This is a genomic window from Streptococcus sp. 2106 (assembly GCF_013277315.1).
Taxonomy (GTDB): Bacteria; Bacillota; Bacilli; order Lactobacillales; family Streptococcaceae; genus Streptococcus; species Streptococcus pseudopneumoniae.
On record NZ_VMMS01000047.1, the window covers coordinates 27,581 to 46,703 of the forward strand.

Annotated in this window: 17 protein-coding genes, 4 pseudogenes and 1 other annotated feature; of the genes and pseudogenes, 3 read left to right on the forward strand and 18 right to left on the reverse strand. The window is 39.8% G+C overall.

Going from position 1 to position 19,123, the window contains the following annotated elements; all coding sequences use genetic code 11:
* Positions 1 to 57: 57 nt before the first annotated feature.
* From HT723_RS05820 to HT723_RS05860, 9 genes and pseudogenes are all read right to left on the reverse strand, one after another.
* Positions 58 to 1,959 (reverse strand): glucosaminidase domain-containing protein, encoded by a 1,902-nt coding sequence (locus HT723_RS05820; protein ID WP_172930833.1) that lies wholly within the window; start codon positions 1,957 to 1,959, stop codon positions 58 to 60.
* A gap of 41 nt (positions 1,960 to 2,000) precedes the next feature.
* Positions 2,001 to 2,987, reverse strand: coding sequence for a dihydroorotate dehydrogenase (locus tag HT723_RS05825; protein WP_172930832.1), 987 nt, complete (start codon positions 2,985 to 2,987; stop codon positions 2,001 to 2,003).
* Complete coding sequence (locus HT723_RS05830) at positions 2,950 to 3,750, reverse strand: dihydroorotate dehydrogenase electron transfer subunit (RefSeq protein ID WP_172925722.1); 801 nt, start codon at positions 3,748 to 3,750, stop codon at positions 2,950 to 2,952. Before HT723_RS05830 ends, HT723_RS05825 begins: the two co-directional genes overlap by 38 nt.
* 247 nt (positions 3,751 to 3,997) lie before the next feature.
* The gene (locus tag HT723_RS05835) at positions 3,998 to 4,378 is read right to left on the reverse strand and encodes a VOC family protein (protein WP_000157159.1); all 381 of its coding nucleotides are present in this window, start codon (positions 4,376 to 4,378) and stop codon (positions 3,998 to 4,000) included.
* Positions 4,379 to 4,435: 57 nt separating this feature from the next.
* Positions 4,436 to 4,795, reverse strand: coding sequence for a 50S ribosomal protein L20 (rplT, locus tag HT723_RS05840; protein ID WP_000124834.1), 360 nt, complete (start codon positions 4,793 to 4,795; stop codon positions 4,436 to 4,438).
* Between the two features lie 51 nt (positions 4,796 to 4,846).
* The gene (rpmI, locus tag HT723_RS05845; RefSeq protein WP_001125943.1) at positions 4,847 to 5,047 is read right to left on the reverse strand and encodes a 50S ribosomal protein L35; all 201 of its coding nucleotides are present in this window, start codon (positions 5,045 to 5,047) and stop codon (positions 4,847 to 4,849) included.
* Between the two features lie 32 nt (positions 5,048 to 5,079).
* Positions 5,080 to 5,610, reverse strand: a complete 531-nt coding sequence (gene infC, locus HT723_RS05850; RefSeq protein ID WP_172930831.1) for a translation initiation factor IF-3 — start codon at positions 5,608 to 5,610, stop codon at positions 5,080 to 5,082.
* Between the two features lie 15 nt (positions 5,611 to 5,625).
* Positions 5,626 to 5,757, reverse strand: a sequence feature (ribosomal protein L20 leader region).
* 160 nt (positions 5,758 to 5,917) lie between these two features.
* A pseudogene (locus HT723_RS05855) lies at positions 5,918 to 6,196 on the reverse strand (hypothetical protein); the annotation flags it as partial.
* Positions 6,197 to 6,276: 80 nt separating this feature from the next.
* A pseudogene (locus HT723_RS05860) lies at positions 6,277 to 6,904 on the reverse strand (transposase family protein); the annotation flags it as partial.
* A gap of 37 nt (positions 6,905 to 6,941) precedes the next feature.
* On the opposite strand from HT723_RS05860, the pseudogene HT723_RS05865 reads away from it, so the two are divergent.
* Positions 6,942 to 7,151 (forward strand): annotated as a pseudogene (locus tag HT723_RS05865) (FAD:protein FMN transferase); the annotation flags it as partial.
* A gap of 99 nt (positions 7,152 to 7,250) precedes the next feature.
* On the opposite strand, the gene HT723_RS05870 reads toward HT723_RS05865, so the two are convergent.
* The 9 genes and pseudogenes from HT723_RS05870 to HT723_RS05905 form a co-directional block, all read right to left on the reverse strand.
* Entirely contained in the window at positions 7,251 to 7,508 is a 258-nt protein-coding gene (locus tag HT723_RS05870; RefSeq protein WP_000371285.1) for a DUF896 family protein, read from the reverse strand.
* 41 nt (positions 7,509 to 7,549) lie between these two features.
* On the reverse strand, positions 7,550 to 9,586 hold the full coding sequence (gene glyS / locus HT723_RS05875; protein ID WP_172934828.1) for a glycine--tRNA ligase subunit beta: 2,037 nt from the start codon (positions 9,584 to 9,586) through the stop codon (positions 7,550 to 7,552).
* A 211-nt stretch (positions 9,587 to 9,797) separates the two neighbouring features.
* Positions 9,798 to 10,715, reverse strand: coding sequence for a glycine--tRNA ligase subunit alpha (gene glyQ, locus HT723_RS05880; RefSeq protein ID WP_100127909.1), 918 nt, complete (start codon positions 10,713 to 10,715; stop codon positions 9,798 to 9,800).
* A gap of 192 nt (positions 10,716 to 10,907) precedes the next feature.
* Positions 10,908 to 11,669 (reverse strand): elongation factor Tu, encoded by a 762-nt coding sequence (locus HT723_RS05885; protein WP_172934829.1) that lies wholly within the window; start codon positions 11,667 to 11,669, stop codon positions 10,908 to 10,910.
* A gap of 272 nt (positions 11,670 to 11,941) precedes the next feature.
* A complete protein-coding gene (locus tag HT723_RS05890; protein WP_172934830.1) occupies positions 11,942 to 12,784 on the reverse strand; it encodes an aldo/keto reductase in 843 nt (280 codons plus the stop codon).
* A 113-nt stretch (positions 12,785 to 12,897) separates the two neighbouring features.
* Positions 12,898 to 14,289, reverse strand: a complete 1,392-nt coding sequence (gene pgdA, locus HT723_RS05895; protein ID WP_172934831.1) for a peptidoglycan-N-acetylglucosamine deacetylase PgdA — start codon at positions 14,287 to 14,289, stop codon at positions 12,898 to 12,900.
* Positions 14,290 to 14,523: 234 nt separating this feature from the next.
* Entirely contained in the window at positions 14,524 to 15,123 is a 600-nt protein-coding gene (locus HT723_RS05900) for a DUF6088 family protein (RefSeq protein ID WP_172934832.1), read from the reverse strand.
* A gap of 500 nt (positions 15,124 to 15,623) precedes the next feature.
* Positions 15,624 to 15,743 (reverse strand): annotated as a pseudogene (locus HT723_RS11565) (flagellar assembly protein H domain protein); the annotation flags it as partial.
* 5 nt (positions 15,744 to 15,748) lie between these two features.
* Positions 15,749 to 16,723: an Rpn family recombination-promoting nuclease/putative transposase gene (locus HT723_RS05905; RefSeq protein WP_172925572.1), complete on the reverse strand. Its 975-nt coding sequence runs from the start codon at positions 16,721 to 16,723 to the stop codon at positions 15,749 to 15,751.
* 196 nt (positions 16,724 to 16,919) lie between these two features.
* On the opposite strand from HT723_RS05905, the gene HT723_RS05910 reads away from it, so the two are divergent.
* Entirely contained in the window at positions 16,920 to 17,897 is a 978-nt protein-coding gene (locus HT723_RS05910; RefSeq protein WP_000915857.1) for a Gfo/Idh/MocA family oxidoreductase, read from the forward strand.
* Positions 17,894 to 18,976, forward strand: a complete 1,083-nt coding sequence (locus tag HT723_RS05915) for a DEAD/DEAH box helicase (protein ID WP_000837546.1) — start codon at positions 17,894 to 17,896, stop codon at positions 18,974 to 18,976. Before HT723_RS05910 ends, HT723_RS05915 begins: the two co-directional genes overlap by 4 nt.
* The last annotated feature ends 147 nt before the right edge of the window (positions 18,977 to 19,123 follow it).

Here is a 19,123-nt window from a genome sequence, read left to right on the forward strand (position 1 = left end):
TACTTAAAATCAGGATTTTTAACATACTATTCACTCAAATCATATCCAATTATAGGACTAATCTTTGCCACCTAGTTTCTCATTGATTTTCATCATCACACTAGCAATTTTTTCACCCCAATAAGGGTCTGAGGCATATTCTACATTCATACCAGACGCCTTGTTTCCAAGGAAAGTTCTTCCCCTATCGATATAATTTTCCTTAATCCACTTGGTTGCACCTAAAATTCCCTTATCCACATCATCAAATGTCTTAGCAGAAAGGTAAGGGGTCGTATCATAGGCTGTAATGCCAAAGAAATTATTCTTATCTTTGGCAATTTTACTTCTTCCCCAGTCACTTTCTAGGGCACTATGGGCAAGGAGATAAAGGGCATTGATATGGTAATGTTCTTCGGCTTCCTTAAAAGTAGCGCCCTTGTTCTCCAAAAGGCTATTGTTAATGTTTAGCAAACTAAATACCTTATCCAATTCTTCAGCACTGTAGTTGGTAGCCTCTGTTAAATCTTTGAAAAGGAAGGGATTCTCAAGCTTAAAACCATCAAAATGCAGGCCATCTGCCGAATAATATTTCTTGCCTACTTCCATATCAGAAAGATGAGAAGCTACTGGGATACTAGCATTCTGAGCCACATAGTGATAAAAACGGTGGCCATCACTCTCATAATAAGGGATAAAGTCCTTACTGGCATCTAGCGCTTGTAAATCTTCTGTTTTCATATAGCCTGACAAACCAGAAATAGTAATAGCCAGGCGCTTGTCATCACTTTTTCTATCCTTATCTAGCCAAACAACACTAGCTTGCGATATATAGGAGAGCTTTTCACCATCTGCATTATAGATATTTGCTGTGACTGGTACTACTTGATAATAAGCAGCATTTTCATTTGTAGCTTTTTCTCCACGCCATTTACCATCGCTTCCAAGCTGATAACCATCTACTGTCTCATTTTTCGCCATGTAGCCACCGGATTTGAAGTAGTACCAGGCTTGACTTTTAGAATCGTAGACCCATTCTTTTTTAGCCATTTTGCCATCAGACTTGAGGTAAAACCATGACTCCTTATCCCAAATCCATTCATTGGCTGCCATGTAGCCACCAGATTTGAAGTAGTACCAGGCTTGACTTTTAGAATCGTATAACCATTCTTTATCTGCCATTTTGCCATCAGATTTGAGATAAAACCATGACTTCTTATCCCAAATCCATTCATTGGCTGCCATATAGCCACCAGATTTGAGATAATAATAGTGACCATTCTCGAAAATCCATTCTTTATCAGCATAGTTTCCATTTTCTTTGATGTAAAACCAAGATTGGTATTGTTTGTCAAAAAGCCAACCTTGCTGTACTTTGGCACCACTAGCATTCACATAAGCTTGATTAATCCACTGACTTGTCAGTAGATAACCACCGGATTTGAAATAATAGTCCTTCCCTTTAATTTGGAGCCATTCTTTCTCTGCGTGCTGTCCATCTGCTTTGATATAAAACCAAGCATCGTATTGAGAATCATAGACCCAGTCTTCTATTACTTTGGCACCTGTTGCACCAACATAGGAAGTTCCTACCCAAGCATTTCTTTTCATCTTTCCAGCTTGGTCAAGATAATAAAAGGTTCCCTTGTCTTCTACCCATTCTGATTTGGCCATATAGCCACCAGATTTGAGGTAAAAATAGTCGTCACCTTGCTTTAGCCATTCATTTTCAGCATAGTTAGCATCTGCTTTTATATAGAACCAAGATTGATAATGAGTATCAAAAACCCACTCATTTGCTGCTTGACTGCCATCTTCTTTCAGATACTGTTTTCCTTGCCAAGTACCATCACTAGCCATTGCACCCTCTGGACTAGCTAAGAAAAATAGCAGAGCTAAAAAAATAAATCTTACTTTCTTCATTAACCTTCTTCCTCTGTTCTTATTTATTTTATTGTACCAAAATTCTCTTAAATTTATATTACAAACTAATAAAAAATCAAGAACAGATTGATTGTAGCTTACTTCAGAGACTCTTTTACTTCCTTGCGTAAATCTTCCAGACTGCTAATGCCGTATTTGTCCATGACTTTTGGTAAATTTTCGATGATATCAGGACAGGCATATGGATTGGTAAAGTTGGCTGTTCCAACTCCGATGGCCGAGGCTCCAGCCATATACATTTCTAGGGCAGCTTCAGCCGAATCCACTCCCCCCATTCCAATGATTGGCAGGTCTGTGGTTTGGGCGACTTGACGGATGAGTTTGAGCGCTACTGGAAAGACTGCTGGACCTGACATTCCACCTGTTCCATTAGCCAAGATTGGTTTTCTGGTTTTGAGGTCAAAGCGCATTCCAACCAGAGTATTGATCATGGTCAAGCCACTTGCTCCCGCATCTTCTGCAGCTTTTGCGACTGTGACAATATCCGTCACACTAGGAGTTAGTTTGACATAAACCGGTACATCAGAAGCCTCTACAGCTGCTTTCACCACATCATAAGCCAAATCTGGGTCTTGACCAATCAAAAGCCCGTGATTACAGTGATCTACGTTGGGGCAAGAAATATTGAGCTCAATAGCCTTTATATTAGCTGCCTTGGAAATCCCATGAGAAACAGCTGCATATTCTTGTTTTGAAAAACCAGCCACATTGGCAATAATAGGAAGATTTGGATATTCTCTTTCCAGCCAAGGTAACTTTTCAGCCAAAACAACTTCCAAACCCGGATTTTGCAAGCCAATTGCATTGAGCATACCAGCAGGCGTCTCTGCCACTCTTGGAGTTGGATTGCCAAAACGGGATTCAAGGGTTGTCGCCTTGATCATAATAGAACCTAAAAGGTCTAAATCATAGTACTTGGCATACTCTTGTCCAAAACCAAAACAGCCTGATGCTGGAATAATCGGATTTTTCAAATCCAAACCAGGTAGAGACACTTGTAATCGATTTGTAGTCATAATTTTCTCCTTATAATACAACTGTTCCTGTGCGGAAAACAGGACCATCTTCACAGACGCGTTGGCTGACCGTCTCGCTTTCTGGTACTTTTAGAACACAGGCATAGCAAGCTCCCATCCCACAAGCCATACGAGATTCCAGAGATAAATAGGCTCTTGGGTGATCATCAAAGGTTTGATTGATATACTTCATCATTCCTGGAGCCCCACACGAGTAAACAGCATCAAACTGACTATCTAAATCATTGATAACAACGGAAACATTTCCCTTGATGCCATAAGAACCATCATCTGTCGTTACAAAGACCTGACCATACTGAGCCAATTCCGTTTTCAAAATAACAGCATCCTTATTAGCAAAGCCAAGGACAGTCACTACTTTCACACCACGCGCATGCAATCCCTTAGCAAGCTCAAGCAAGGGCGGAACACCAATCCCCCCACCAACAAGGAGAACCTGGCTCTGCTCATCAAGGTCAGACAAGTCAAAACCATTTCCCTGAGGCCCCATCACATCAAGAGTATCTCCCTGACTTAGGGTTGAGAAAATAGCTGTCCCAGCTCCCTCAATTCGGTAAATGAGATGACACTGCTTCTTAACCTTATCGATAGACGAAATTGAAATAGGACGACGCAAAAGATGGGCATCATCAGGCACACGCAGATGTAGAAATTGTCCTGCTCGCATGACTTCAACCATTTCTCCTTCTAAGACTAGTTCAAAGATTGCTGGCGCGATTTCCTCCTGTGCAACCACCTTCATGGTTTCCAACCGAATGGCACCCAAACGTTTCTTACATGTGGGATTCATGACTTTTCCTCCTTAAATTTTAAGGGGACCAGACAAAGAAAAGACCTTGCTAGTGCAAGGCCTCAGTTAAAATTGTACAACAGAAGAGAGCACACTCAAAAGTCTCCTCTAGAAAATTGTACTATTCTTTTATCTGACACCTTGTGAGTCTCTCTGGACTCCCCTTAAAGGTTAAATTTTTATTAGTATACTCTTTCAGCTAAAAAAAGTCAAGTAGAAAAGGAACATTCTACTTGACCTCATGAGATTATTTTTCACGAATGACTTCGACCTTGTAGCCATCAGGGTCTTTGACAAAGTAATAGTTTGGTGTAGTTCCTGGTAGGCCATTTGGCTCAGTCACTTCATAGCCTTTTGCACTGTGCTCTTGATGAAGAACCTCAAGATCAGGTGTACTTAGGGCGATATGAGCAAAGCCATCTCCAACCACATAAGGGCCGTGATCGTAGTTATAAGTCAATTCCAACTCATAGTCATCACCCTCAAGACCTAGATAGACAATCGTGAAGGCATGATCTGGAAAATCTCTGCGACGCAATTCTTTAAAACCAAAAGCATCTTGATAGAATGCAATTGATTTTTCAAGATTTTCTACTCGCAAGCAAGTATGTAGCATTTTTGAAGCCATATTTTTCTCCTTTATTTTTAAAAAGACTGGACAATCCTCTTCCAGTCTCATCAGTTGTTATTTACCAAGTTTTGCTTTAGCTGCATCTGCAAGAGCTGTGAAAGCTGCTGCATCGTTAACAGCCAAGTCAGCAAGCATTTTACGGTTAACTTCGATCTCAGCCAATTTCAAACCATGCATCAATTGTGAGTATGAAAGTCCGTTCATACGAGCTGCCGCGTTGATACGAGTGATCCACAATTTGCGGAAGTCACGTTTTTTCTGACGACGATCACGGTATGCATAGTAGTAAGAGTTCATTACTTGTTCTTTTGCAGTACGGAACAAGATGTGTTTAGCTCCATAGTAACCTTTTGCTAATTTAAGAATACGTTTACGACGTTTGCGTGATACAACGCCACCTTTAACACGTGCCATGTTTTATTTCCTCCAAATATTTCCTAGAATTATTTACTTACAGTCAAGCTATTATTTCAAGCGAGTAAGCATTGCTTTGATACGTTTGTAATCTCCTGAATGCACCATAGATGCTTTACGAAGATGACGACGTTGTTTCTTAGTTTTTCCGTGGAAACGGTGAGAAGTGTAAGCACGGAAACGTTTAAGTCCACCAGAACCTGTACGTTTGAAACGTTTAGCTGATGCGCGGTGTGTTTTTTGTTTTGGCATGATTTTTTCTCCTTTATTTAACTTTCTGACAATTATTTTTTGTCAGTCGCTGGCGCCAATTGCATGAACATTTGACGTCCATCCATTTTAGCACGTTGTTCGATGATGGCAATATCTTGAGTTGCTTCAGCAAACTCGGCTAAAACTTTTGCACCAATCTCTTTATGGGTAATCATACGACCCTTAAAGCGAATAGATACCTTAACTTTATTTCCTTTTTCAAGGAACTTACGTGCATTACGAAGTTTTGTCTCAAAGTCACCCTTGTCAATAGTTGGACTTAGACGAACTTCTTTCACAGTAACAACGCTTTGTTTTTTACGTTGTTCTTTTTGCTTCTTCTGGTACTCAAATTTGAACTTACCGTAGTCCATAATTTTTGCAACAGGCGGTTTGGCTTGGGGTTGAATCAATACTAGGTCAACATTAGCGTTATCAGCCAAAGCTTGCGCTTCACTGAGTGGCTTGATACCTAGCTGTTCTCCTTCAAGACCAATCAAGCGAACTTCACGTACACGAATCTCATCATTGATGAATAAGTCTTGCTTTGCTATGGTTTTCACCTCTTTTGTTTTATTAGAGAAAAACAATAGCGGACTCGTAAATATACAAGCCCGCACGTTATGATAGCGTTTCTTAGAAACTTTTCATCCGTAGGGCCAGGCAACTTGATGTCACAAGGCGAGAAGCTCTCACTTCTGCTTTTCTCAACTTTTATATGATACCAAGTTTTCTAGATCTTGTCAAGATAAAAAGTTATTTTTTTGAAAAGTTTCTGTTTGTATTTTGGTTTGGTTTTCGAATCAAAAAGAGAGAATCAAGTTGATTCCCTCTCTATGTTAGTTTTTACTTATTTTCCCTATAGGAAAGCTAGGATCTATTAAAAATTTCTTTTTTCTGTGAACTTCCCCATCTTTCGATAAATAGAATTCCCACTAGCAAAAGGATAATCAGGCAAGGAAGTAAAACTAGCCCCATGTCCCAATTTAGATTGACATTATCAATTTGCTTAGGTAATCTTCCAGATAAAATCTCCACTGAACGCAAGTAAGTAAAGGGAATCAGATGTGCAATCTTTTGAAGAGGCTGAATGGTTTGGATGCCAAACAGTAAGCCAACAATCCCAATGAGTGAAAGAAAAAGGACAGGACAAATCGATCAAGACAGTCAAATCGATTTCTAACAATGTTTTAGAAGTATAGGTGTACTATTCTAGTTTCAATCTACTATACTCTGTCAAAAATATTCTCAACCTTGATTCTCTCCTTAGATAGCGCATGGTTACAGGCTTTATCTTCAGCTGTTAGCAGCTTGAGTTTGCTGGATTTACGTGGAGTTTGCGTGCGACTCATTTTGAACAACTTCATATCATGACAATAGTTCACAGTGATCTCCAAAGAAACAATTCTCCCTTGACTTGTGACAATCGCTTGAGCCTTCATAGCGTGAAATTTCTTTTTACCAGAATAATTCGCTAATTGTTTTTTTAGGGCGATTGATTTTTACTTCCGTCGCATCAATCATTACCGTGTCCTCAGAACTAAGAGGAGTTCTTGAAACCGTAAAACCACTTTGAACAAGAGTTACTTCAACCCATTGGCTCCGACGGATTAAGTTGCTTTCGTGAATACCAAAATCAGCCGCAATTTGTTCATAAGTGCGGTATTCTCGCACATATTGAAGAGTGTCCATAAGAAGGTCTTCTAGGCTTAATTTAGGTTTTCGTCCCCCTTTTGCGTGTTTACGTTGATAAGCTCTTTTTAATACAGCTAACATCTCTTCAAAAGTGGTACGCTGAATACCAACAAGGCGCTTAAATTGTGCATCAGTTAGTTGTTTACTTGCTTCATAATTCATAGAACTATTCTACCATATATTGTTTCGCAGGAAGTCTAATCAAACAGGATATCCTGTTGAAACGGAACTAGCGAGTCTAACAATCATCTCTGATAAATCAGTCGATGGCGAAATCTGAACGACTCGACTCTTTGGAGAAAGACATGCTTCTAACCTCTGGCAAGTCGAAAGTTTTGAGGGCATCGAAGCCATCCTCATCGATAAAGAAGGTCATCTAAGCTGTTCTTCAGGAATTCCTACTCTATAGAGACAACTGTTTCAATGGAGTTTTAAAATTGTATTATGTAAAAAGAGAAAGGAAATCTCATGTTATAGTCATTTAGTTTTAAAAAAGAAAGAATACATATTATGAATTTGGGTCATCAAGACTACGGCCATGTAATCCTTTTTCACGTTGTACTTGGCGTAGTTTTTCTGGTGTAACATCGTTTCCTTCTTCGTCCACAATTTTGATTCCTTCAATGTGATGACGAACAGCGCGACGATAACCTTCGATGTACTCCTCACGTAGTTTGGCTTGTTCCACTTTTTCTTCTAGTGTTAAGCCTTCTGTTTTTTTCTTTTTAGCAAGCTCATTGATACGAGCAATTTTTTTCGGATCCATTTCTTCTCCTCTGTAATAAGATAAAGTCCGTTTATCAAATTTTATTTAGTGTTAATTTGGTTAAAACAAGCAAACTTAGCTGCTTTCTTGGTTAGTTGTGACAAGATTGCCAAACGATTTTGACGGACAGCCTGATCTTCAGCCATTACTATAGTATTTTCAAAGAAAGCATCAATGACTGGGCTAAGCGCAAAGAGTTGTTTCAATTGCTGACTTGCAGGTCCTGATAAAACGAGTGTTTCTACTGCTTCTGCCAAAGCTTTTTCTTGGTCATTCTCAAATAGTGCTGAATCAACCGTAGCAACCCCTTCTGCCTTCTCAGCCAGGTTAAAGGCACGAGAAAGTGATTCAACAGATGGTTTAAAATCTTCTTCCTTGCTTACTTCTACGAGAGCACTTGCTGCTTCCAACATATCTGCCACAACAAAGTTTGAACCTGCAAGAACTGCTTCCTTGATATCTTTTGGAGTAGAGCCCATCATCTTATCAACACGAGCCTTGATAAAGTCCATAACCTCTGCTTTATTTTCATAAGTCAAACTGTCAAATTTCAATGCATAAAGGCTATCAATCAGCTCATCCATAGCAATGTGCCAACCAAAGGCATCCAAGATACGAACCACACCTTGAGTTGCACGACGAAGGGCATAAGGGTCATTAGAACCTGATGGAATCAATCCTACTGAGAAGAAACTCAAAATCGTATCCAATTTGTCTGCAATGGCTAGAACTGCGCCGACCTTGCTCTCTGGAAGTTCTCCTTCAGCTGATGTAGGCATGTAGTGTTCACGAATAGCAGCTGCCACCGCTGGAGTTTCACCAGCAAGAAGGGTGTATTTTTCACCCATAATTCCTTGGAGTTCGTCAAATTCACCAACCATACCTGTCAACAAGTCAAACTTGTAAATGGCTGCTGCACGAGCAAGGTCAACTGTTTCATCCACTGACAAACTAGCTTTTTCTGCCAAAAGTACAGTGATTTGACCCGTACGAATCATGTGTTCACGAAGGGAACCAATCTTCTCATGGAAGGTGACATTGTTTAATTTTTCAACAAGATCTGAAATCACCAATTTTTGGTCTTCACGCCAGAAGAATTCTCCGTCTTCCAAGCGGGCTACCAAGACTTTTTCATTTCCTTTAATGACATTTTTCAAACGCTCTGCGTTTCCGTTACGAACAGAAATGAAGTTTGGCAAGAGTTTTCCATCTTGATCACGAACAACAAAGTAACGTTGGTGTTCCTTCATAGAAGTCACCAAGACTTCTTCTGGAACTTCAAGGTATTTAGCATCAAAACTTCCCATGAAGGCAGTTGGGTATTCAACCAAATTCAAGACTTCATTCAGCAAATCCGCATCAATTTCGATACGTACACCATGTTTTGCCTCAATTTCCTTGATTTGGTCAACAATCATTTGCTCACGTTCACATGGATCTGCGATTACAAACTGCTTACGAAGGTCTTCTTCATAGCTCAATGCTGACTGAATTTTGGTTTCTTTCCCCAAGAAACGATGGCCACGGCTCACACGACTTCCCTTGATATAAAGGAAATCCAAGTCAAACTCTTCTTTATCTAAAAGAACAGTTAAAGTGTGGACAGGACGAATGTATTCAAAGCTATTTCCCGCCCAGTGCATGCTGACAGGGAAAGTCAATGACTTCAAGACATCTACAACACCAGGAACAATGGCTTCAACTGCTTGACCAACTTCTTCCTTAGTGACATAGACATATTCTTCACCCTTGATTTCACGGAATTCGATATCTTCAACAGTCAAACCTTTCCCACGGACAAATCCTTGAGCTGCTTTGGTGAAGTTTCCATCACTATCCAAGGCAATTTTCTTTGCTGGTCCCTTGAAATCTTCTGTCAAATCAGACTGTTTGTCTGATAAACCAGTCACACGAACAGCCAAACGACGTGGTGTTGAGAAGGTTTGAATGGCTTCAAAAGACAGGCGGTTTTCCTTGAGGAAGGCTGCCATTTTTTCGCCTAGTTGTTTTTCACTTGGTGTGACAACATAGGCTGGTAATTCTTCAAGACCGAGTTCTACTAATAAGTTTTTTGTCATGTTTTTTCTCCGAAAAGTATCTTTTTATTTTCCAGTTTGCCTTATGTGATTGGCACGCAAGCAACCAACTTCGTTGTTTCATTGCTAAAATTGGAGCCAAAAGTCTCCAATTTTGCCTAGTATCCTTAGTTTCACTAAGGATACCTTCATCACTGCGGCAACTGGCTCAGGGCTCACTCTGTTCGCCCATTTTCGTAATTTGTCACTCTCTTTATTCTGCGTCTTCTGCTAGGAGTTTAGCTCTTGTTTCTTCATCCAAAAGTGGGTAGCCTAGGCGTTTGCGTTCTGCGACAAAGGTTTTGGCTACGACACGGGCCAAGTTACGGATACGAGCGATATAGCCTGCGCGCTCTGTTACAGATACGGCACCACGCGCATCAAGCAGGTTAAAGGTATGTGAACATTTGAGAACATAGTCATAGGCAGGGTGCACCAATCCTTCTTCCAAGGCGCGACCAGCTTCTTTTTCAAACTTATCAAAGTTTTCAAGCAACATTTCTTGATCAGAAATTTCAAATGAATATTTTGAATGCTCGTACTCAGGCTGGATAAAGATTTCTCCATATTTTACACCATCAGCCCATTCAATATCATAGACAGAATCTACTTCTTGGATGTAAGAAGCCAAACGCTCCAAACCATAGGTAACTTCCGCAGTCACAGGTCCAGTTGCCAATCCACCGACTTGTTGGAAATAAGTGAACTGAGTAATTTCCATCCCATCAAGCCAAACTTCCCAACCAAGACCAGCTGAACCAGTTGAAGGGTTTTCCCAGTTGTCCTCAACGAAACGAATATCATGTTCCAAAGGATTAATTCCCAATTTTTCCAAAGATTCAAGGTAAAGTTCTTGGATGTTTGATGGAGATGGCTTCATGACCACTTGGAATTGGTGGTGTTGGTAGAGACGGTTAGGATTTTCCCCATAACGACCGTCAGCAGGACGACGTGATGGCTCTACATAAGCCGCATTCCATGGCTCAGGTCCGATAGCACGAAGGAAAGTGTAAGGACTCATTGTTCCCGCACCTTTTTCATTGTCATAAGCCTGCATGAGCATACAACTTTGGTCATTCCAAAATTGTTGCAAAGTAAGGATGATTTCCTGGAAAGTCAATTTTTTAGACATTATTTACTCCTTTTTATATAAATTACTTGCGACACGAGTCTGCCTCGTCAATCATACGAGGCAAGACGAGTTAGTACTGCGTCTAGCTCAAGCACTCTAGTGCTGAGCGTGGAGCAGTCCGACTGTAAGGAGGTTTCTGCCACTGACGCAGTAAAATGTTAATTTCTTAGACATTGTTTACTCCTTTAGTTTTTATATTTCTTTTTCAATTAATTTCTGCTGAACAAACCAATTTAACAAGGGAAGAGTTTTATCTGTATTTGCCCATAGATGATAAGAATCGAAGACCGCTTGTACACTACCTAGATTCTCTACCAACTTATCTACTGTCAAAAAGCTGCGCCAATATTCATAAAAAATACTTGCATAGTTCTTATCATAAGTCGAAGAACCAAAATCATTCAGTGAATGCCAACCATACTTCTTCTGAAAAAGTTCTACGAGAGATTGATTACAAATTTTTTCCGCTTGAAATTCCTCTTCTGTCAAGAAATACTTGCGACTAATATATTCAACCATCCCCTCTTCGAACCAGATATAAGAGTCGTAACCATCAAAATCATCTAAAAAATGCTCCGACCAATGAGCTAGCTCATGTCCTACAATCTGTAAGAGGAAATTTTCAGATAAAGAATGATAGTGACTTTCTATTGCTTGAGTTTGCTGAGAACACTTGTAGTCCATCAACTGATACAAATATAACTCTTTCCAAACAGCTAAATCAGGCGTCATAACCATTCGTCTATTATTTGTATAGGCTGGAACAGCGCTTTCCCTAATAATCTGTGTAGCAGCATTAAAATCTGACCAAATAACGGCTTGCGGTAAATCACAGACTGCAAGTTCATTCTTTAAAAAAGATTGATAATCTTTCAACTTTTCAGTATTTCTTACTACAAAATCACGAAATGTAGCTAGTTGACTATCGTCTTTTACAAGATAAAGGTTTTCCACGTCTCTCCTTTCTTTCACACAATAGACTGAATAAGCAAAAGAACCGCGTCCAACAATCCTAGGTTGATTTAACCTAGGGGCGTCAGAAACGCGGTTCCACCCTAATTTATTACTTCATTGTTTTTGAAAATAGTACAGAAAGCGCCAGCTCTTTATTTTGTCCTACTTGGCTCCCACTATCCCAAGCTCGCTTGAAGAACGCCATAAGACTTTCTTTCCTGCTGTCTATTATATCAAAAATTAGAATAATGTACAATTCTTTTTATGATTTTCTAAAAATCCACATCATCAACTCGTGGAGCACCAGATTGAACAGCAATCGTTTTTAAGGTTTCTCGTTCCTCTTGACTTAATTCAATTCCAAAGCAATCAAGATTAGCCTGAATACGACAGGCTGTAACAGATTTCGGAAGTGGTAAAAATCCTTCTGCCAAGCTCCAGGCCAAGGCTATCTGAGCAACCGACTTTCCATAATTTGTTGCTATTTCTTGGACTTGCTTGCTATCAAACAGTTCTCCCTGACCAAAAGGTCCCCAAGCTTCCAATAAAATTCCTTTTTCTCGACAGTAAGCTACGACTTCCTCTTGATACACACCTGGCGCCAAGCGAACTTGATTGACCGCAGGAAGAATAGTTGCAGTTTCAAGCAAGGCATCCAAATGATGGGGAAGAAAATTGCTAACGCCGATAGCACGGATTTTCCCTTCTTGATAGAGGTCTTCCATCGCTCTCCAAACTTCCGCATTTCGGATTTTCCATTGGTCATTCTCTCTGAGAGGTTTTGGGTTTGGCCAATGAATTAAATACAAATCCAAATATTCCAAGCCCAGGTTCTCTAAAGACTCTTCAAAAGCCTGACGAGCTTGCTCATAGGTTTGTTGGCTATTCCACAGCTTGGTAGTTACGAACAATTCCTCTCGTGGAACTCCGCTATCTTTGATTGCTTGACCAACACTTTCTTCATTCTGATAAATCGCCGCCGTATCGATATGGCGATAACCAGCCTTCAAGGCTTCTAACACTGCACGATAAGCTTCTTCCCCATTTTTAGCCTTAAAAGTTCCAAATCCTAGAACTGGAATTTTTACTCCATTATTTAATTGATAAGTATTCATATACTTCTCCTTCTATTTTATTTCTCATTTATAGCATAATTTTTTTGCTAATTAGTACTATCTTTTGTAAAAAATAAGTCTATCACATATCTGACAGACCTATTTTTTCTTGCTTATTCATCACGACTATAATACAGTTCATGAGGTTTTAGGCGAGTATTGAGCATCTCTGGTATGGTCACAAAGGTATAACCTTGATTTTTCAAATACTCAATGACCTTTGGCAAAGCATTGACTGTCGGACTGTGAATATCATGCATCAAAACGATAGAGCCGTTAGCTACTTGATGCTGAATTTCCGTCAAAATAGCTGCTTCATTTTTACTCTTCCAGTCCAGACTATCCACATCCCACATGATAAAGCTCAAATCCAAGCTATTGCGAATATCATCTGTAATGGCTCCATAAGGCGGGCGCATGAGTTTTGAACTAGAACCCAACACTTTAGTTAGCACATCCTCAGTATCAGTAATCTGCTTTTTAGCTTCATCAAGAGAAAGTTGCGAGAGAATCGGATGGCTCCAACTATGGTTTCCAACAACATGACCTTCAGATTTTATCCTTTTCACCAAGTCCTCATTCCCAGAAACATTTTTCCCAAGCACAAAAAAAGTGGCTTTAACACCATATTTAGCTAGAGTCTCTAATGCCTGCGGAGTCGTTGCTGGATTTGGACCATCATCAAAGGTTAGAGCGACAACTTTTTGATGTTTCTTTTCAAAGTAAGACTGGTACAAGGCTGCGTCTTTTTCAAGTAAGTACGAAGATTGGATAACATCAAAGAAAGCAGATACTGGCAAGACTATCTCTTCTAAATTTTCAACCACAGGACTTGGATAAAGGATGATCTGACTATCCTTGTAATCAAAATTCCATGCAGACAAGTCTTGGTCGGAGAAATCTTTAACAATCTGATCACTCTGGTCTTGCTCCAATTTCTTATCCTGTAAGAAGGAAGTCAATTCTTTTATCAGCTGTTCCTTGGCCTTACTAACATCTGAAAACAGTTGGTCAAGTGTAAAAGGTTGCCCATCTTCTGTTAAGTGAACCTTTCCTAGACTGGTCTTTTCAGTCTCTTCAACCTTAAAATCAACTAAATCATAGATTTGTTTCGTCGCATTACGATTGACGACTCCCTTTAAACCTGACTCTTCTTGCTCTGTATAGTAGAAAACAAGATTGTCCTTACTTTCTAGCTTGTCCTTAATATCTTGATTTATCAGCTCCTTAACAGACGAAATCACTTGCTCCCCTTGGAGAGGATAATAGGCAATCACTTCGGTTTGTCCCTTACGAAAATGCTCCCTCTGATTTCCCTCACTCAATTGATCGTCTTTCTCTTTTTTGAGCGATTCAATCTTTTGCTCAAAACTTTTTTGCTGATACATTTTAAAAGCAATAAATCCGCCTAATAAGCAAATAGAAATTGCTAAAATACCAATCAAAGCCAATAATACATGTCTCTTTTTCCCGTGTCTGCCACGTCCCAGTCTACTTTTATTCATATTTATATCATAACAAATTTGAGCAATAATTTCAATGATAAAGTTTGGCAATCCTCAATTCCTCCAGCAAGCCAAAGCATCTCACATCAACTCCAACATCCGTATCTGTAGAGATTATGTAGTTTTCTATCTATGGAATTTCTAGTAGATTGAAGCTAGAATAGACATCGTGACTTCTAAAAACATTCTGAAAAATTGATTTATTTTTCCCAGTCGATTTATCCTCAAACATCCCTATACCTCTGATATTTTCTTGATAATACTATATACCCAGACACTTGTAGTTTTACCTTCAGCTAGTAATGTTGACTTTTCTTCTTCAGATAATTTTTTCCGTAAGTAGTCAATCTGCTGAGAAGTAATGTTCTCTTTCCCCATTGCCTTGACAGATTGTATCACCATTGCAGTTAAGGTTGACATATTTGAAATATCTCCATTATTTCTATGCTTAAATTCTATTCTTGCCTTACCAACATTAAAACTAGCATATCTTCCATCTGATATATAGGTCCATTTTGCTGGTACCTGCGTAGATAAACCAAGTAAATTAAGGGCTGTGTTTCCCGATGGAGCAATGGTCCAATTATATTTTCTAGCAATAGCATCAGCAACTTCATCCACAGACGCCATTGCATACTCTCCAATCAGTTCTATATATTTTGGTTTATAATAAATACCTTTCAAAATGCGAGTAACCTTTTTGTCTTTTACAAGACGATTTAATGTACTACGAACAGTTTCATATCCTGCAATATCAAAGAAATCATTTACTATAAAAACTTGATTCGATTCAAAATTTTCTATCCTGTTTACTATTTCCTGCTTATAGTTCATCTATCACGCCTCCTTTGCACCGAATATTATACTATTTTTGGTGCAAAAAGTCAAATGAGAGTCATTTTATCAAGAGGGAACAGACCTCTTACAATTTCTTATGTAACATCTCTATCCATCTTTATCCCATTTCTTATTTCAGTAATAGCTTGATTATAAAAATCATGATAGTCAGCCGTATTTATTTCTTTTATATTGTAAAATGAAATAAGAATAGGACGATTCGATCAGGACAGTCAAATCGATTTCTAACAATGTTTTAGAAGTAGAGGCGCACTATTCTAGTTTCAATCTACTATAATAGAAATTACTTTGACTTTCCTGACTGATTTGTTTAGTTCTTATTTCATTCAGATATGCTATGCATTAACCAATAGCGGATACCTACGGAGAACTTGCCACTCAGATGTAGGACCTGCCCATCATACAAAAAAACAGACTTCATCCCACAAAGAGATAAAATCTGTTACTATTTTCTACACGATATTTCCTAATTTTTAATCCAGCAGTTGGTCTACTTGGCTGATGGCTCGCTCGGGTTGCTGGGTAAAGGGCTTGTTGCCAAAAAACTCCAACCACGGCTTGCGAACCTCGTCTTTGCTGGTTTCTCTGTATTTTTTAGGTCTTATTTATGATGCTCTTTCAATAGTTCTTCAAACTCAGCCACAGTCATGCCTAATTGCTCACTCGCAACCTCAGGTGTTAGAAGACCTTGACGAACTAGATTTGCTAAACTTACTTTTAATCCCTGTTCGATGCCTTCAGCTCGTCCACGTTCAATTCCCTGTTCAATGCCCTCAGCTCGCCCACGTTCAAGACCGCGCTCCAGTCCTTGTTCAATCCCTTCCGCCCTAGCAGTTTCTAAGGCATAGTCCTGTGCTAACATGGCTTGTTCTTCTCGCCTGCGTTGTTCACTAAACATCTTTCTGTCCTCCTCGGACCAGCTCTTGTAGTCCAGCAGTTGGTCTGCTTGACTGATGGCTCGCTCGGGATGCTGGGTAAAGGGTTTGTTCCCAAAAAACTCTAACCACGGCTTGCGAACCTTGTCTTTGCTGGTTTCTCTGTATTTTTTTAATTCCAAGAATGCCATCTTAACCAGATGGTTTTCTTGTCCGTTATTTGTAATTGTTAAAACCTCACCTGTCGTGTCCTCTCGCATACTAAAGCTATGGAAAGCCAAGTCATCTTGGAAATAATTGCTGTCCACGATTGCGATAGCGTATACTGGTGCGATATGCTTGTAACTCTGGTGGGTATCACCTTCTCTTTGGCGAATTTTTTCAAGATTTTGATTGACCTGACTGCATAGGTAAGCCCACAGGCGATTGATGAAAAAATTCTGATGATGTACCTGAATCTCAATGATAACTTGCGTTCCATTATCCAACTCCGCTAAGACGTCTATACTGGTATAGAAATCCTGCGCCGAGTAAGGCAGGGAAGGTAGTACATGAATATTACTTCCCTCCAAAATGGTCACATTTTTTGCTGGTAAATCCAACATATCGCGAATAAATTGACAAGTGATTTCTGGATTACTAAAAATCTTCTTAGCAACCAAGTCATTAGTTGGGCTGATGCCCGGATGTCTTAGAATCATCCTTCTCCTCCTTCTATTATAGCACATTTTTTAATCTAATTTGCTAGATTTGATGCTTCTATCTATTTATTCGTAAAAGAAAGCTTTTCTTCAGAAGAAAGCTAATCGCTTATTTGAAATTTTTCCCCTCTGTTGGATAGTCCCGTCTATCTATGTTATAATGAAAGAAGGATTTAAAATCAGAAAAGGAGTATTTATGCTTAAATTAGGTATCATTGGCACTGGCGATATCAGCCACCACTTCATAGAAGCAGCCCATGCTAGTGGGAAATACCAGCTGGTCGCAGTCTATTCTAGGAAACTTGAAACCGCAGCAACCTTTGCTTCTCGCTATCAGGATATCCAACTATTTGATCAATTAGAAGACTTCTTCAAGAGCTCCTTCGATGTAGTCTATATTGCCAGTCCAAACTCCTTGCATTTTGCTCAGGCAAAGGCTGCCTTGTCTGCAGGTAAACATGTCATTCTTGAAAAGCCAGCTGTCACTCAGCCACAAGACTGGCCGGATTTGGTTCAAACAGCTGAAAAAAATCACTGTTTTATCTTTGAAGCAGCTCGTAATTACCATGAAAAAGCTTTCACTATCATCAAAAACTTTTTAGCAGACAAACAAATTTTGGGGGCAGATTTCAACTATGCCAAATATTCTTCCAAAATGCCTAACTTGTTGGCTGGGCATACGCCCAATGTCTTTTCAGAGCGTTTTGCTGGTGGAGCACTTATGGATTTGGGGATTTATCCTCTCTACGCTGCCGTTCGTCTCTTTGGAAAGGCTGAGGACGCAACCTACATGGCTCAACAGCTTGACAATAGCATGGACCTAAATGGAGACGGTATCCTCTTCTACCCTGACTTTCAAGTTCATATCAAGGCTGGGAAAAACATCACTTCCAATCTTCCTTGCGAAATTTACACAACAAATGGAACCTTGACCCTCAACACGATTGAGCATATTCGCTCAGCTATTTTTACCGACCACCAAGGCAATCAAGTCCAGCTCCCTATTCAACAGGCTCCTCATACGATGACTGAGGAAGTCACTGCATTTGCACACATGATTCAGCAACCAGACCAGACACTCTACCAGACTTGGCTGGATGATGCAGGCTCTGTTCATGAGCTACTATATACCATGCGCCAGACTGCTGGCATTAGATTTGAGGCAGAAAAATGAAAAGCAAACTACCTACTGAATGGCAAGAACTAAGTGACCAACTCGGTTTCCAAGAATTTACCCCCATTCAAACTCAACTATTTGAGCCCATTCTTGCAGGAGAAAATCTTCTAGGAGTGAGCCCGACAGGAACCGGTAAGACCCTAGCTTACCTCCTACCAAGTCTTCTCAGACTACAAAAGAAAAAAGCGCAGCAACTCTTGATTCTAGCACCAAATACAGAGCTTGCTGGACAGATTTTTGATGTATGTAAAACGTGGGCTGAGACTATCGGCTTGACTCCCCAACTCTTCTTATCAGGTTCGAGCCAGAAACGCCAGATTGAACGCCTAAAAAAAGGACCAGAAATTCTGATTGGAACTCCTGGACGTATCTTTGAACTCATTAAATTGAAAAAAATCAAGATGATGAATGTGGAAACCATCATCCTGGATGAATTCGACCAATTGCTAGATGATTCTCAGATTCACTTTGTTGAGAAAATCACTCACTACGCACCGCGTGACCACCAACTCGTCTATATGAGTGCGACGACTAAGTTTGACCAAGAAAAGATTGCGCCAAACACACGTACCATTGATCTCTCTGACCAAAAACTAGATAACATCCAACATTTCTATATGCAGGTAGACCAACGTCACCGAGTGGATATGCTACGAAAACTAGCTCATGTGGAGGATTTCCGCGGTCTGGTCTTCTTTAACAGCCTATCAGACCTTGGAAGTGCAGAGGAAAAACTACAGTATCGGGATATATTAGCTGTTTCCCTAGCTAGTGATGTTAATGTCAAATTTAGAAAAGTCATCTTAGAAAAGTTTAAAGACAAGCAACTAACCCTGCTTCTAGCAACAGACCTTTTGGCTCGAGGAATTGATATCGATAGCCTAGAATGTGTCGTAAACTTTGATATTCCTAGAGATATTGAAACCTACACTCACCGCGCTGGCCGTACAGGTCGCATGGGCAAGGAAGGTTATGTTATCACTCTCGTCACTCATCCAGAAGAACTTAAAAAACTCAAGAAATTTGCGAGCGTACGTGAAATTGTCTTGAAAAATCAAGAACTCTATATCAAATAATCTCCCATTGCTCTATACACATCCAGTGTATGGAGCTTTTTTATAAGCAATTCAATTTTATACTCTTCGAAAATCTCTTCAAACCGCGTCAGCTTCGCCTTGTCGTATGTATATGATACTGACTTCGTCAGTTCTATCTGCAACCTC